This window comes from Streptomyces sp. A0592 (genome assembly GCF_004795115.1).
GTDB lineage: Bacteria > Actinomycetota > Actinomycetes > Streptomycetales > Streptomycetaceae > Streptomyces > Streptomyces erythrochromogenes.
Genome location: NZ_SSBM01000024.1, coordinates 36,125 through 48,948, shown reverse-complemented (window position 1 = coordinate 48,948; position 12,824 = coordinate 36,125). Strand labels below are relative to the sequence as shown.

The window sequence follows — 12,824 nt, the reverse complement described above, 5'->3', positions numbered from 1 at the left end:
ACAGTCGCGATCATTTATGTGAGGAGGCGGACCGCTCCGGGTACGCACTCGGCGGTCACGGGAAGGGCCCCCAGCGGCTCCCCGTCCGCGTAGGCGGTCAGGCCGGGCGCCTCCAGGGTGATCTTCCGCGCGCGGTGGACGCTCACCTTCGGATGGGAGAGGTGTCCGCCCCGGTAGACCTGCGGGAACACCTTCAGCAGGGTGGCCCGGCTGCAGTCGCCGACGACGGTGACGTCGAAGAGTCCGTCGTCGGCCACGGCGCCCGGGCAGATGCGCATGCCGCCGCCGTAGGAGGAGCCGTTGCCGACGGCGACCAGCGTGGCCTCGGTCTCGATCACCGGGCCGTCGTCGAGGGTGATGCGGTAGGGGAAGGGCCGGAAGGCGGCCAGTTCCGCGATCATCGCCAGGTCGTACTTGAAACGGCCCGCCGGCAGCCGCATCCGGTTGCCGCGGTCGTTGACCTTCGAGTCGAAGCCGGAGCACAGCACGGTCCCGTACCAGGTGGCTCCCACGCGCCCGAGGTCGGTCTCGCGGATCCGGCCCTCCTTGAGCGCCTCGGCGGCCATCCGGCCGGCCTGCGCGGGCTCCCGTACGGGCAGGCCCATCGCGCGTGCGAAGTCGTTGCCGGTGCCCACCGCGACGACCCCGAGCGGCACCGGGGTGCCCGCGAGCGCCTGGAGCGCCAGGGAGACCATGCCGTCCCCGCCGACCGCTACCACGGCGCCGGTGCCCTCGCGCACGGCGGCCGTCAGCCGGGCCAGCGCGTCCGGGGCATCGGCGCCCACCAGGGTCCGTACGGAGAAACCGGCCGCCCGCAGAGCGGAAGCGGCCGGCTGCGCGGCGTGCGCGCCCCGGCCGCGTCCCGCGGTGGGATTGACGAAGAGGGTGACCTCGTAGCTCACCCCCGGGAATGTACCCGAGCCCCTTCCAGGGCCTCGGTCACCCCCGGCTGCACCGCCCGGGCGGGCCCGGGGCCCGCGCGTCAGGTGGCGTCGTCGTACCCGTTGATCCGCTGGCGACCGCCGTCGGCCTGCCCGGGCAGGGCGGTGGGGGCCGGCGCCGATTCGATCTCGCCTATGGGGGCCGGGGTCAGGTCGAGCTCCGAGGCCTCGTCGTCGCTCAGCCCGGCGTCGGGGTCGTTGCGCCGGCGGCGGCGGTCGTTGAGGAGGCAGAGCCCGACGGCCGCGAAGTAGAGGGCCACGATGGGCAGGGCCAGCGCGAGCATCGTCGGCGGGTCACCGGTGGGCGTCGCGAAGGCGGCGAAGACCGTGATGCCGAGGACCATGCCCCGCCACCAGCCCGCCAGGCGCTTGCCGGTGAGGACGCCGGTGAAGTTCAGCAGGATGAGCAGCAGCGGCAGCTCGAAGGCCAGACCAAAGACGATCACCATGCGGGTGACCAGGTCGAGGTAGTCGTCGACCGGCAGCAGGTTGCGCGCGTGGTCGGGCGTGAACTCGAGCATGATCATCGCGGTCTGCGGGAGGATCTTGTACGCGAGCACGGCGCCGGCCATGAACAGGGGCGCGCCGACCGCGACGAAGCTCCGCGCGTACTTCTTCTCGTGGCTGTGCAGCCCGGGCGCGGCGAACGCCCACAGCTGGTAGAGCCACACCGGTGCGGAGAGCACCACGCCGGCCATCAGCGAGACCTTCAGGGCGATCGAGAACGCCGAGATCAGACCGTTCACGGTCATGTCGGCGCAGGGGCGCCCGTTGCGCTGGGTCACCACACCGTTCGTGCAGCCGACGGAGTCCAGCATCGGCTTCAGCAGGAAGTTGATGATGTCCCGGTAGAAGAAGGCCGCGATGATCGTGATGACGAGGATCGCCAGGACCGACTTCAGCAGGCGGTTACGCAGTTCGCGCAGGTGCTCGACGAGAGGCATGCGCCCTTCGGCGTCCTTTGCCTGTCGTTCTTGTTTCCCCTGCTTGCGGGCAGACTTGAGCAACCCACGTCCCTTGTCTCGTTGCAGATGACTGGCGTGACGGGCGTTCGTCAGCCCTGGGCGGTGCGGTTCGGCTCGCTGACCGGCCGGGAGCTGGTGACGTCACCGGGCGCGGCCTGGATGGTGCGCGGGGCGACCGGGGCCTGCGCCGACGGGTCGGCGGCCGGAGCCGCGGCCGCGTCGTCGGACTCGCCGTCCTTCTTCATGGCCTTGGCCTCGCTCTTGAGAATGCGGGCCGACTTGCCGAGGGAGCGGGCCATGTCGGGGAGCTTCTTGGCGCCGAACAGCAGGATGATGACTCCGAGAATGACGAAGATTTCCCAACCCCTGAGGTTGCCGAACATAGGTATCTTCCTTTTCTCCGAGGTTCACAGCACACCGGCACGGGCGCCTGGGACTGTCTCTACCGAGGATCGTAACCCCAGGGGGTTAACGCCCGGCAATCCCCCGGCGTACCCCGTCTTGCGTCCTGGCCGGTTGTCAACCCCCCGGTCACACGGCTGTCGCGTTCACTACGGACGCACGTCGCCGCCCGCCCGCGCCAGCCCCGCCGCCTCCCGCTCCAGATCGGCCGATGCGGCGGTGATCCGGCGGCTGGCCAGCGCGACCTCGGCGGAGAGCCTGCGCACCTCCGCGTACACGCGCACAGCCGCCGCGGCGAGCACGGCGACTCCGAGGAAGCCCAGGGCAATTGCGAACATCGGCCACAGCATGGGGCCGAGCCTAGGCCACCGGCCGCCTCAGATGCTGCGCAGGGTGCTCACGCCGCCACCGGTCAGCAGTTCCACGATGCGGTCGCCGGCAGGTTTGCGGACGGCGGCGCCGCACTCAGGACACGTGAAGGAGTAGAAGGTGGCCCTGCGGCTGCCGCCGATGGCCAGCCGCAGGGCGCCCGCGTCCAGCTCGAAGCGGGCGCGGCACTCGGGACAGGAGGCCTTGAAGGCGACCGGCCCGGACGTTGGCGACATCGACCGCGTTCCCCTCAGGCCTGTTCCCCGTACCCCGCGAGTGCCTCCCGGGCGGCGCTGCGCGCACTGTCCGCCAGCTCGGCGGGCGCCACGATCCGCCCCTCGCGGCCCAGCCGCAGCGCGAGCCTCCGCAGCGAGGCCGGGTCCGGGCTGCGCAGCGTGATGCGCAGGCCACCGTCCGCGAGCTCCTCGGCGCTGTCGTGCGGGTAGTACTCGGCGACCCAGCGCCCGCCCGGCCCGACCTCGACCACGACCTCCGGGTCCTCGGCGGACGGCTGGACGAGGCCCTCGGACAGGTCGCGAGGCTCGATGGCGGGCGGCTCGGCCCGCTCGTCCAGCAGCCGGATCTCGGCCACCCGGTCGAGACGGAAGGTGCGCCGGGCCTCGGAGAGGTGGCACCAGCCCTCCATGTAGGTGTGCCCCACCGCGAAGAGCCGGATCGGGTCGACCTCGCGCTCGGTGAGCTCGTCACGGGCCGGCGAGTAGTAGCGCAGCCACAGCCGCCGGCGTTCCGCGATGGCCCGGTCGACGTCGGCGAAGACCCCGCCCTCGGACTCGAAGGTCACCGACAGCCGGGAGCTGGCCCCGGCCGCCTCGCCCGCGGCCGCCTCCAGCTTGGCGGTCGCCCGCAGCAGGGCGTCGCGGTCGCTCTCGCGCAGCCCCGGCAGCGTCGCCACGGCGCGCGCGGCGACCAGCAGCGCGGTCGCCTCGTCGGCGGCCAGCCGCAGCGGCTCGGCGGTGGACTCCCCCGAGGCGTCGGGATTGCGCCACCAGATGCGCTCCCCGTCGGTGTCGATGTCGAGCAGGTCCCCGCCCCGGAAGCTGGTCCCGCACATGGGCAGCACGTCGAGGTCCGAGATCAGCTCGTCCTCGGTGATGCCGAAGGCACGCGCGACGTCGGCGACGTGCGCCCCCGGGCGCTCGCGCAGGTACGTCACCAGGGACAGCATCCGGCGGGTCTGGTCGATGGCGTTGGCAGCCATGCTGGTACGTCTCCCCCTCAGGGCACGTCTGTGGATGTCGCGGTTTCGAATGGTGCGGCGGGCGGACCGGCCCCGGCCCCGCACCGCGGGCGGTACCCGGACGCCGGGCGGTACCCGGACGGCGGGCGGTACCCGGACAGCGTGTCAGGCGCCGGCGACGGCCCGCAGCCGGTCCACCACGTCCGACCGCAGATCGGCGGGTCCGACCACGACGACGTCGGGGCCGAACTCCACCAGCCAGGCGTCGAGCCCGTGCCCGTAGGGGATCTCCAGCTCGTCCCAGCCGTCCGTGCCCTCGCGCACCGCCGTGGCCTTGGCCCGCAGCGGGTAGCCCGCCCCGGCCCGCAGCCGGATCAGCGCCGAGCGGTCCGCGCTCTCCCCGGCCCAGCTCGCCACGGTCTCCCGCACCGTCACCACGTCCGGTACCTCCGCGGTGTACTTCGCCGCGCGCGAGCGGACCTTCCCGGTGATCCGCGACAGCCGGAACACCCGCTCCGCCCCGCGGTCACGGTCGTAGCCGGCCAGGTACCAGTGGCCGCGCCAGCACTCCAGCGCCCAGGGCTCCACCTGACGGGTCTCGGGCCGGGCCGCGGTGGACTTGCGGTAGTCGAAGACCACCGGCCGGCGGTCCCGGCAGGCCAGCATCAGCGGCTCGAAGGCCGCCTCGTGGACCGGGATGCGCGGCTCGATGGCACTGTGCTGGCCCTCGTACGGGTTGTCCGCCTCCGGCATCCCGCCCGCCCGCAGCTTCTGCAGGGCGCCGCTGGCGGCTCCCGCGAGGCGGGCCTGTTGCCAGACCTTGGCCGCCAGCCCCAGGGCCGCGGCCTCCTCGGCGTCCAGGGAGACCGGGGGCAGCCGGTTGCTGTCCCGGCGGGCCAGATAGCCCGTCTCCCCCTCCAGGTTCTCCACCGTCTCGATCACCAGACCGAGTTCACGCAGGTCGTCCTTGTCCCGCTCGAACATGCGGTTGAAGGACTCGTCGTTGCCGGCTTCCATGTAGGCCTCGATGGAACCGCGCAGCTCGCGCTTGCTCAGCGGCCGGCGGGTCCCCAGCAGACACAGCGCCAGATTCATCAGACGCTCGGCCTTGGCAATCGCCATCGACGCCCATCCCCCGTTCCTCGACACACTCGTGACCGTTGACCGTACCGTCCCGGCGGTCCCGGACAAAAGCGAGGGCCCCCGCCTCACGGCGGGGGCCCTCACGCTGTCGGCGGCCCGGTATCAGGCGGCCATCAGGTCGCAGACGAAGATCAGCGTCTCGCCCGGGGCGATCGCACCGCCCGCGCCACGGTCACCGTAGGCGAGGTGGGCGGGAATCGTCAGCTTGCGGCGGCCGCCGACCTTCATGCCCTGGACGCCCTTGTCCCAGCCCGCGATGACCTGGCCGACACCGAGCTGGAACTGCAGCGCGGAGCCGCGGTTCCAGGAGGCGTCGAACTCCTCGCCGGTGGAGAACGCCACGCCGACGTAGTGGACGGAGACGCGCGAGCCGGCCTTGGCCTCGGCGCCGTCACCCTCCCAGATGTCCTCGATGACGAGGTCGGTGGGGACCGGGCCCTCCGGGAAGTCGATCTCGGGCTTCTCGAGCTTCTCAGGCTTGCTGCTCACGGAACTGCTCCTCAAAACTGATGGGACAACCGGGACAGTCTTACATCACCGCGAGGATGTCGAGGCTGAAGACCAGCGTCGAGTTCGCCGGGATCGTCCCCTGCTCCTTGTCGCCGAAGCCCATGTCCGGCGGGATGACCAGCAGGATGCGGCTGCCGACCTTCTTGCCGACGATGCCGTCCTTGAGACCCTTCACCTGCAGCTGCTCCAGCGGCCACGTCACCGACTGGCCCGAGGTGTAGGTGCTTTCGAACGTCTTGTCGTCCTTCCACGTCTTGCCGTGGAACTTGACGACGACACTGTTCTTGTCCGTCACGGCCGGACCGTCGCCCTCGAGGACGTAGTTGGAGACCAGCTTCGCCGGCGGCGTGACGTCCTTCGGGACGGCCACGGAGACTTCCTTGCCGTCCGTGTTCGTACCGACCTTCGGCAGGTCCTTGTTGTCCTGGGCGACTTCCTTGCCCGTGGCCGAGGCCGGGACCGTGGCGCCCTTGACGATGTCCACGACGAACACCAGCGTGGCGTTGCCCTTGATCTTCGGGGGCGAGCCCTGCTCCCCGTAACCCAGGTCCGGCGGGATCACCAGCTCGACACGGCTGCCGACCTTCTGGCCCTCCAGGCCCTGGTCCCAGCCCTTGATGACGGCGCCCGCGCCGATCGTCACGTCGAACGGCTGGCCCTTGCCGAAGCTCTGGTCGAACGGCTCGGTGCCGTCCCACACCTGGCCGTAGTAGTTGACCTGGGCGATGTCGCCCTTCTTCAGCGCCGGCCCGGTGCCCTCCTTGACGGTCACCACCTTCAGCTCCTTGGGCGGCTCGCCCTTCCCCTTCGACAGGGTGGGAGTCTCCCCGAACTCAGCGCCCTTCGTGATCGCGGGCGCCCCGTTCTTCATCTGGGCGGAGTCGGAGCCGCTGTCGTCGCCACACGCCGCTGTCGACAGCAGCAGAAGGGGTACGACAAGCAGGCCGGCAAGTCGGCGCACGGGTTCCTCAGATCTCAGACGGCAAGGCGGTCGCCCGCCACTCTAAGCCGTGCACAGGGCCCCGTACGAGAAACGTACGGGGCCCTGGTGAGAAGTGGGACGTCACACCCGCTGCCCGCAGACTGCCTACATGCCGGCGATCAGCTTCTCCACACGGTCGTCGACCGACCGGAACGGGTCCTTGCACAGCACCGTGCGCTGCGCCTGGTCATTGAGCTTCAGGTGCACCCAGTCGACCGTGAAGTCCCGCCGCTGCTCCTGCGCCCGGCGGATGAAGTCGCCGCGCAGCCGCGCCCTCGTCGTCTGCGGAGGCACCGACTTGCCCTCGAAGATCTTGAGGTCGTTGCAGATCCGCGCCGCCTGCCCCTTGCGCTCCAGCAGGTAGTACAGCCCGCGCCGGCGGTGGATGTCGTGGTAGGCGAGGTCTATCTGAGCCACCCGCGGATTCGACATGGTCATGTTGTGCTTGCCCCGGTACCGCTCGATCAGCTGGTACTTCATCACCCAGTCGATCTCGGTGCCGATCCGGTCCAGGTCCTCGGCGTCGATCGCGTCCAGCGTGCGGCCCCACAGCTCCAGCACCTGGTCCACCACGCCGGTACGGATGCCCCGGCGCTCGGCGAAGTCCACGGCCTTGTCGTAGTACTCCCGCTGGATCTCCAGCGCGGAGGCCTCCCGGCCGCTCGCCAGGCGCACCTTGCGCTGACCCGTGATGTCGTGGCTGACCTCGCGGATCGCCCGGATCGGGTTCTCCAGGGTCAGGTCCCGCATCACCGTGCCCGCCTCGATCATGCGCAGCACCAGGTCGGTCGCCCCGACCTTCAGCAGCATGGTCGTCTCGGACATGTTCGAGTCGCCCACGATCACGTGGAGGCGGCGGTACCGCTCCGCGTCCGCGTGCGGCTCGTCGCGCGTGTTGATGATCGGCCGCGAACGCGTCGTCGCGGAGCTGACACCCTCCCAGATGTGCTCGGCCCGCTGGCTCACGCAGTAGACCGCGCCCCGAGGGGTCTGCAGCACCTTGCCGGCGCCGCAGATCAGCTGACGCGTGACGAGGAACGGGATGAGAATGTCCGCCAGGCGCGAGAATTCCCCGTGCCGGGCCACCAGGTAGTTCTCGTGGCAGCCGTACGAGTTGCCCGCCGAGTCGGTGTTGTTCTTGAAGAGATAGACGTCGCCCGCGATTCCCTCCTCGTGCAGGCGGCGTTCGGCGTCGACGAGCAGTCCTTCGAGAATGCGCTCGCCTGCTTTGTCGTGCGTGACCAACTCGGTCACGTTGTCACATTCGGGAGTTGCATATTCCGGATGCGAACCCACGTCGAGGTACAGGCGGGCGCCGTTCCGCAGGAAGACATTGCTGCTGCGGCCCCATGACACGACACGGCGGAAGAGGTAGCGCGCCACTTCGTCAGGAGACAGTCGGCGCTGTCCCCTGAACGTGCACGTGACGCCGTACTCGTTCTCCAGCCCGAAAATGCGGCGGTCCATGACTGAACATTACGCCTTCTGCCCTCTTCTGAAACCGGGTTCGGTGCCGCCGTTTCGATCAGTTCCCCCGAGGAGGCCGCCGAACACCGGGCGGACGACCGGTGAGAGCCACGGGCGCGCCGCACCGACGCGCCCGCCCGTCACTGCGCCGACCGGGCCTGCGGGGCCATTTCACCGGCTCCGTCGGGCACTCCCCGCACCGAGCCCGCCACCGCACGGCTGTGGCCCGCAGTTGACAGCACCCCCTGAGTCACCATCAGAACCAGCAGCGCCGCACCGCCCGCGGCACACGCCACGCCGAAGCCCCACGCGGTGCCGCCCAGCTCCACCGCCGGCCCCGCGGCCGCCGTACCGATCGCCGCGCCCACACCGAAGAACGTCACCAGCCACGAGAAGGCCTCCGTCACCGTGCCCGCCGGCGCGTGCCGGTCCACCACGATGAACGCGCACGCCAACGACGGCGCCAGGAACACCCCCGACAGCGCCGCCAGCGCCGTCATCGCCACCGGCCCCGGGATCAGCAGCAGCGGCAGGTAGCCGACCGCGAGCAGCGCCACCAGCAGCCGCAGCCGCCGCTCGGGCGCACCCGCCCACTGGCGCGCCCCGTAGAACACGCCGCCGATCAGCGCACCCAGCCCCAGCGCCGCCATCAGCCAGCCGTACACGGCCTGGCCCCCGTTGTCGTCCGCGTAGGCCACACCGGCCACCGTGATCGAACCCAGCGCCATGCCCACGAAGAAGAACGCGCCCAGCAGCGCCAGCAGCCCCCGCGACCGCAGAGCACCCAGCCAGTGGGCCTCCCGCGGCTCCGAGCGCCACGTCCGCGACGGCTCACTGACCACCACCGACAGCGCACCCAGCACCCCGATCGCGTTCAGCGCCAGCAGCGCCCCGGCCGGCGACCACACCGCCACGAACAGCGTCACCAGCAGCGGACCGACGGTGAACATGACCTCCTGAGCCACCGCGTCCATCGCGTACGCCGCGTGCACCTTCTCCTCGCGGCCCCCCAGCACGCCCGGCCACAGGGCCCGCAGTCCGCCCTCCAGCGGCGGCGTGAAGAGCCCGCCGACCACCACGGCGGCGTACGCCACGGCCACCGACCCGGTGCCCGCGAGCGCCAGCCACAGCATGCCGAGCGCGGACAGCAGCGCCGCCGGCAGCTGCACCCGCGGCTGCCCGAACAGGTCCACGGCCCGTCCCAGCAGCGGCTGGCCCACCGCGTTCGCCAGCCCGTACACGGCGGCCAGCGCCCCCGCCAGGCTGTAGCTGCCGCCCTCCGCGCGCGTGAACAGCACGATCGCGATCGGCGCCGTGGCGTTCGGCAGCCTGCCGACCAGCGTGCCCACCAGCAGCCTCGCGGCGTGCCGGGTCCGCAGCAGCTCCGCGTATCCCGCGGCCATGACGGCCCCCTTCTGCCCGGCTCCAGCCGGGGTAATACGTATAACTTGACTCGTCATACGTACCATGGCCACAGTCCACGGGTCCACCCCACGGACCGCGCAACCACCTCTGACCTCGCACTGCAGGAGCCCCGTGTGACGAGACCCACCAGCCGGGACGTGGCCACCGCCGCCGGGGTCTCCCAGGCCACCGTCTCCCTCGTCCTCGGCGACAAATGGCCCGGCCGCGTCTCCGAACGCACCGCCGCCCTCGTCCGCGAGACCGCCACCCGGCTCGGCTACCGCCCCAACCTCGCCGCCCGCAACCTCCGCCTCGGCTCCACCCGCACCGCCCTCCTCGTCGTCCCCGCCCTCACCAACGAGTTCTTCGCCCGCGTCTACACCGGCGCCGCCCGCGTCGCCGCCGAACACGGCTTCGGCGTCGTCCTCTACCCCTCCCCCGACGGCACCGGCCCCGCCCGCGACCCCTTCGCCTCCGCCCGCGCCGCCCTCGACGGCGTCATCGCCTCCTCCATGGCCGCCCACGCCCTCCACGCCATCGGCGGCGACACCCTCCCCCTCGTCATGCTCGACAGCGACCCCCGCGCCACGGGCTCCGCCGCCCACGTCAACCTCGCCATGGCCGACGGCATGCGCCAGGTCACCGAGCACCTCCTCGCCCTCGGCCACCGGCGCTTCCTCCACCTCGCCTCCGCCGTCGACACCTGGACCTTCACCACCCGCGCCGAGGCCCTCACGACCCTCCTGGGCCCCGGGACCGAGCTGCGCACCGTACGGTCCCGCCTCACCGCCGACGACGCCCGTACAGCCATGGAGGCCGCCCTCGCGGCCCCCCTGGGCAGGCCCACCGCCATCGTCTGCGACGACGACATCCTCGCCGCCGGCGCCTGCAAGGCCGCCCGCCGCCTCGGCCTGCGCGTCCCCGAGGACCTCTCCGTCACCGGCTTCGACGACCTCGCCCTCGCCACCGCCGTCGAACCCGAGCTCACCACGGTCCACCTCCCCGCCGAACGCGTCGGCGAACAGGGCATGACCGCCCTCCTCGCCGTCCTCGAAGGCACCCCCTGGACCGCCCCCGACATCCCCGTCACCCTCGTCGTCCGCGACTCCACGGGCCCGGCCCCCACCGACTGACCTGCGGACACGGCGAAGCCCCGGCCACCCCGCGAGGGGCGACCGGGGCCACGCACCCGATCCTGGTCCTGCCCGCTACTCCGCGTCGTCCTCCGGAGCCTCGTCGTTCGACACCGCGTCCGCCTGCGCCGCGGCCGGCACGTCCGCCTCCAGCAGCCGCGACAGCTGCCGGCCCCGGATCCGCTTGAACTTGCGCTGCTGCGACCTGGTCCGGTCCAGCACCGCCACCTCCAGCCGCTCGGCCGGAATCGCCTTGTCGGCACCGTTGGCCTGGCTGGACAGCGCCGCCACCGCCAGCTTCAGCGCCTCCGACAGGGTCATACCGTCCTGGTGGCGCTGGTCCAGGTAGGTGCTGATCTGCTCGGCGTTGCCGCCGACCGCGACCGAGCCGTGCTCGTCCACGATCGAACCGTCGTGCGGCAGCCGGTAGATCTGGTCGCCGGCGGCCGTCGCACCGACCTCGGCCACCACCAGCTCCACCTCGTACGGCTTCTCACCGGCCGAGGAGAAGATCGTGCCGAGCGTCTGCGCGTACACGTTGGCCAGCCCACGGGCCGTCACATCGTCACGGTCGTAGGTGTATCCGCGAAGATCCGCGTACCGCACACCGCCGATCCGCAGGTTCTCGTACTCGTTGTACTTGCCGGCGGCCGCGAAGCCGATCCGGTCGTAGATCTCGCTGAACTTGTGCAGCGCGCGGGACGGGTTCTCGCCGACGAACACGATGCCGTCGGCGTACTGCAGCACGACAAGGCTGCGACCGCGGGCGATGCCCTTCCGGGCGTATTCCGCCCGGTCGGCCATGGCCTGCTGGGGTGACACATAGAACGGAGTCGACACCGGCTTTCCGTCCCTTTCTTCTGGGCTCCTACGAAGCGACGGATGGTCAGAGCAGGGCGGCGCGCGGGCCGTCGGGCTGCTCCAGCCTGCGGTTGGTGACCGAACGGGCGAGTTCCTGCGACTCCTCGTCGGTCAGCCTTCGGAACCCCTCGTCCGTGATGACGGTGACGATCGGGTAGATGTGGCGGTACAGGTCCGGCCCGCCGGTCGCCGAGTCGTCGTCGGCGGCGTCGTACAGCGCCTGCACCACCAGCGTGGTGGCCTGCTCCTCGGTCAGATCCGGGCGGTAGAGCTTCTTCATGGAGCCCCGCGCGAAGATCGAACCGGAACCGGTCGCCGCGTAGCCGTGCTCCTCGGAGCGGCCGCCGGTGACGTCGTAGGAGAAGATCCGGCCCTTCTCCTTGCCCTCGTCGTAGCCGGCGAAGAGGGGCACCACGGCCAGGCCCTGCATCGCCATGCCGAGGTTGCTCCGGATCATGGTGGAGAGCCGGTTGGCCTTGCCCTCCAGGGAGAGGGTCGCCCCCTCCACCTTCTCGAAGTGCTCCAGCTCCAGCTGGAACAGCTTGACCATCTCCACGGCCAGGCCGGCCGTACCGGCGATGCCGACCGCGGAGTACTCGTCGGCCGGGAACACCTTCTCGATGTCCCGCTGCGCGATCATGTTCCCCATGGTCGCCCGTCGGTCACCGGCGAGCACGACCCCGCCGGGGAAGGTGGCGGCCACGATGGTCGTCCCGTGCGGCGCCTCGATGACACCCTCCGGCAGCTTGCGGTTGCCGGGCAGCATCTCGGGCGAGTGCGCGCCCAGGAAGTCCATGAAGGACGAGGACCCCGGCGTCAGGAAGGCTGCCGGTAGACGCCCTGTGCTACGAGTGTTGGGTTCCACAGGTTTCCTTCCACGTAAGCGGCTGCACGCCGTATGACGTCCGGCCGATCCTTGACTGCCCCAGGGCTGCGTTACAGCTGAAGCACAGTACGCCTCGGACCTTACCCGTCTGATGATCGTGATCCACATGCTCGGCCAGCCCTTCTTGGCAGATCACGCAGACCCCATTCTGAGCAGCGATCATCTCGTCGCGCTGATCCTCGCTCATGCCGTAAGCGCGCTTGAGATGGCCCGCCCTGCCGCGCGCCGCCTTGCACGGCTTGCACGGCTTGCAACAGGTGGCGAGCCCATCAGGTGCGGTTGCGTTCTTGTGCCACTCACTGTGGGGCTTGACCTCCCCGCAGGAACGGCATTGCTTCCAACCCGGTGGCACTTCCGCCCGGACCCAGACCGCCTTGCCCTTGGCGGCCTGCCGGCGCCGGTAGTGCTCTGCCCCATAGGCGGCGACGCATGATCGGCACCGGGCCTGCAGGCCGTCCTTGGTGGAGCGGTTCGCGGCGAACGCACTGAGCGGTTGCTGCTGGCCACACCCACGGCACAGCTTCGATTCGGTCGACATGGCCCTAGCCCACCAGGGCCACCTT

15 protein-coding genes are annotated in these 12,824 nt (G+C 70.9%); 1 reads left to right on the top strand and 14 read right to left on the bottom strand.

Annotation, left to right across the window (positions count from 1 at the left end):
• Window positions 1-14: 14 nt before the first annotated feature.
• The 11 genes from E6U81_RS27805 to E6U81_RS27755 all read right to left on the bottom strand — a co-directional run bounded on the left by E6U81_RS27805 (window position 15) and on the right by E6U81_RS27755 (window position 9,380).
• Window positions 15-902 carry a diacylglycerol kinase gene (locus E6U81_RS27805; protein WP_136232813.1) on the bottom strand — a complete coding sequence of 296 codons (888 nt, stop codon included), beginning with the start codon at window positions 900-902 and terminating at the stop codon, window positions 15-17.
• 80 nt (window positions 903-982) lie between these two features.
• A complete protein-coding gene (gene tatC / locus E6U81_RS27800; RefSeq protein ID WP_136232812.1) occupies window positions 983-1,948 on the bottom strand; it encodes a twin-arginine translocase subunit TatC in 966 nt (321 codons plus the stop codon).
• Window positions 1,949-1,995: 47 nt separating this feature from the next.
• Window positions 1,996-2,289 carry a Sec-independent protein translocase subunit TatA gene (gene tatA, locus E6U81_RS27795; protein WP_136232811.1) on the bottom strand — a complete coding sequence of 98 codons (294 nt, stop codon included), beginning with the start codon at window positions 2,287-2,289 and terminating at the stop codon, window positions 1,996-1,998.
• A 168-nt stretch (window positions 2,290-2,457) separates the two neighbouring features.
• On the bottom strand, window positions 2,458-2,658 hold the full coding sequence (locus E6U81_RS27790; RefSeq protein ID WP_136232810.1) for a hypothetical protein: 201 nt from the start codon (window positions 2,656-2,658) through the stop codon (window positions 2,458-2,460).
• Window positions 2,659-2,685: 27 nt separating this feature from the next.
• Window positions 2,686-2,913 (bottom strand): hypothetical protein, encoded by a 228-nt coding sequence (locus tag E6U81_RS27785; protein WP_030025910.1) that lies wholly within the window; start codon window positions 2,911-2,913, stop codon window positions 2,686-2,688.
• 14 nt (window positions 2,914-2,927) lie between these two features.
• Entirely contained in the window at window positions 2,928-3,896 is a 969-nt protein-coding gene (locus E6U81_RS27780; protein WP_136232809.1) for a WYL domain-containing protein, read from the bottom strand.
• Between the two features lie 144 nt (window positions 3,897-4,040).
• Window positions 4,041-4,997 (bottom strand): WYL domain-containing protein, encoded by a 957-nt coding sequence (locus E6U81_RS27775; protein WP_136232808.1) that lies wholly within the window; start codon window positions 4,995-4,997, stop codon window positions 4,041-4,043.
• 123 nt (window positions 4,998-5,120) lie between these two features.
• Entirely contained in the window at window positions 5,121-5,507 is a 387-nt protein-coding gene (locus E6U81_RS27770; protein WP_136232807.1) for an FKBP-type peptidyl-prolyl cis-trans isomerase, read from the bottom strand.
• Window positions 5,508-5,547: 40 nt separating this feature from the next.
• Window positions 5,548-6,489 (bottom strand): FKBP-type peptidyl-prolyl cis-trans isomerase, encoded by a 942-nt coding sequence (locus E6U81_RS27765; protein WP_136232806.1) that lies wholly within the window; start codon window positions 6,487-6,489, stop codon window positions 5,548-5,550.
• A 126-nt stretch (window positions 6,490-6,615) separates the two neighbouring features.
• The gene (pafA, locus tag E6U81_RS27760; protein ID WP_031153848.1) at window positions 6,616-7,977 is read right to left on the bottom strand and encodes a Pup--protein ligase; all 1,362 of its coding nucleotides are present in this window, start codon (window positions 7,975-7,977) and stop codon (window positions 6,616-6,618) included.
• A gap of 140 nt (window positions 7,978-8,117) precedes the next feature.
• A complete protein-coding gene (locus E6U81_RS27755; RefSeq protein ID WP_136232805.1) occupies window positions 8,118-9,380 on the bottom strand; it encodes an MFS transporter in 1,263 nt (420 codons plus the stop codon).
• Between the two features lie 135 nt (window positions 9,381-9,515).
• Here E6U81_RS27755 and E6U81_RS27750 point away from each other — a divergent pair, with 135 nt between their 5' ends.
• Complete coding sequence (locus tag E6U81_RS27750; protein WP_136232804.1) at window positions 9,516-10,514, top strand: LacI family DNA-binding transcriptional regulator; 999 nt, start codon at window positions 9,516-9,518, stop codon at window positions 10,512-10,514.
• Window positions 10,515-10,589: 75 nt separating this feature from the next.
• Here the strand turns inward: E6U81_RS27750 and prcA are convergent, their stop codons facing one another.
• The 3 genes from prcA to E6U81_RS27735 are packed head-to-tail and all read right to left on the bottom strand — an operon-like array spanning window position 10,590 to window position 12,799.
• Window positions 10,590-11,354: a proteasome subunit alpha gene (prcA, locus tag E6U81_RS27745; RefSeq protein ID WP_030655938.1), complete on the bottom strand. Its 765-nt coding sequence runs from the start codon at window positions 11,352-11,354 to the stop codon at window positions 10,590-10,592.
• Window positions 11,355-11,400: 46 nt separating this feature from the next.
• Complete coding sequence (gene prcB, locus E6U81_RS27740; protein WP_136232803.1) at window positions 11,401-12,240, bottom strand: proteasome subunit beta; 840 nt, start codon at window positions 12,238-12,240, stop codon at window positions 11,401-11,403.
• Window positions 12,221-12,799 (bottom strand): endonuclease VII domain-containing protein, encoded by a 579-nt coding sequence (locus E6U81_RS27735; RefSeq protein WP_346766175.1) that lies wholly within the window; start codon window positions 12,797-12,799, stop codon window positions 12,221-12,223. The genes prcB and E6U81_RS27735 overlap by 20 nt, the downstream gene beginning before the upstream one ends.
• Between the last annotated feature and the right edge of the window lie 25 nt (window positions 12,800-12,824).

What these genes read in the sequence shown, in the direction of transcription:
- tatA (WP_136232811.1), bottom strand. Translation starts at nt 2,289, where the DNA reads ATGTTCGGCAACCTCAGGGGTTGGGAAATCTTCGTCATTCTCGGAGTC.
- E6U81_RS27790 (WP_136232810.1), bottom strand. Translation starts at nt 2,658, where the DNA reads ATGCTGTGGCCGATGTTCGCAATTGCCCTGGGCTTCCTCGGAGTCGCC.
- E6U81_RS27785 (WP_030025910.1), bottom strand. Translation starts at nt 2,913, where the DNA reads ATGTCGCCAACGTCCGGGCCGGTCGCCTTCAAGGCCTCCTGTCCCGAG.
- E6U81_RS27780 (WP_136232809.1), bottom strand. Translation starts at nt 3,896, where the DNA reads ATGGCTGCCAACGCCATCGACCAGACCCGCCGGATGCTGTCCCTGGTG.
- E6U81_RS27775 (WP_136232808.1), bottom strand. Translation starts at nt 4,997, where the DNA reads ATGGCGATTGCCAAGGCCGAGCGTCTGATGAATCTGGCGCTGTGTCTG.
- pafA (WP_031153848.1), bottom strand. Translation starts at nt 7,977, where the DNA reads ATGGACCGCCGCATTTTCGGGCTGGAGAACGAGTACGGCGTCACGTGC.
- E6U81_RS27755 (WP_136232805.1), bottom strand. Translation starts at nt 9,380, where the DNA reads ATGGCCGCGGGATACGCGGAGCTGCTGCGGACCCGGCACGCCGCGAGG.
- E6U81_RS27735 (WP_346766175.1), bottom strand. Translation starts at nt 12,799, where the DNA reads ATGTCGACCGAATCGAAGCTGTGCCGTGGGTGTGGCCAGCAGCAACCG.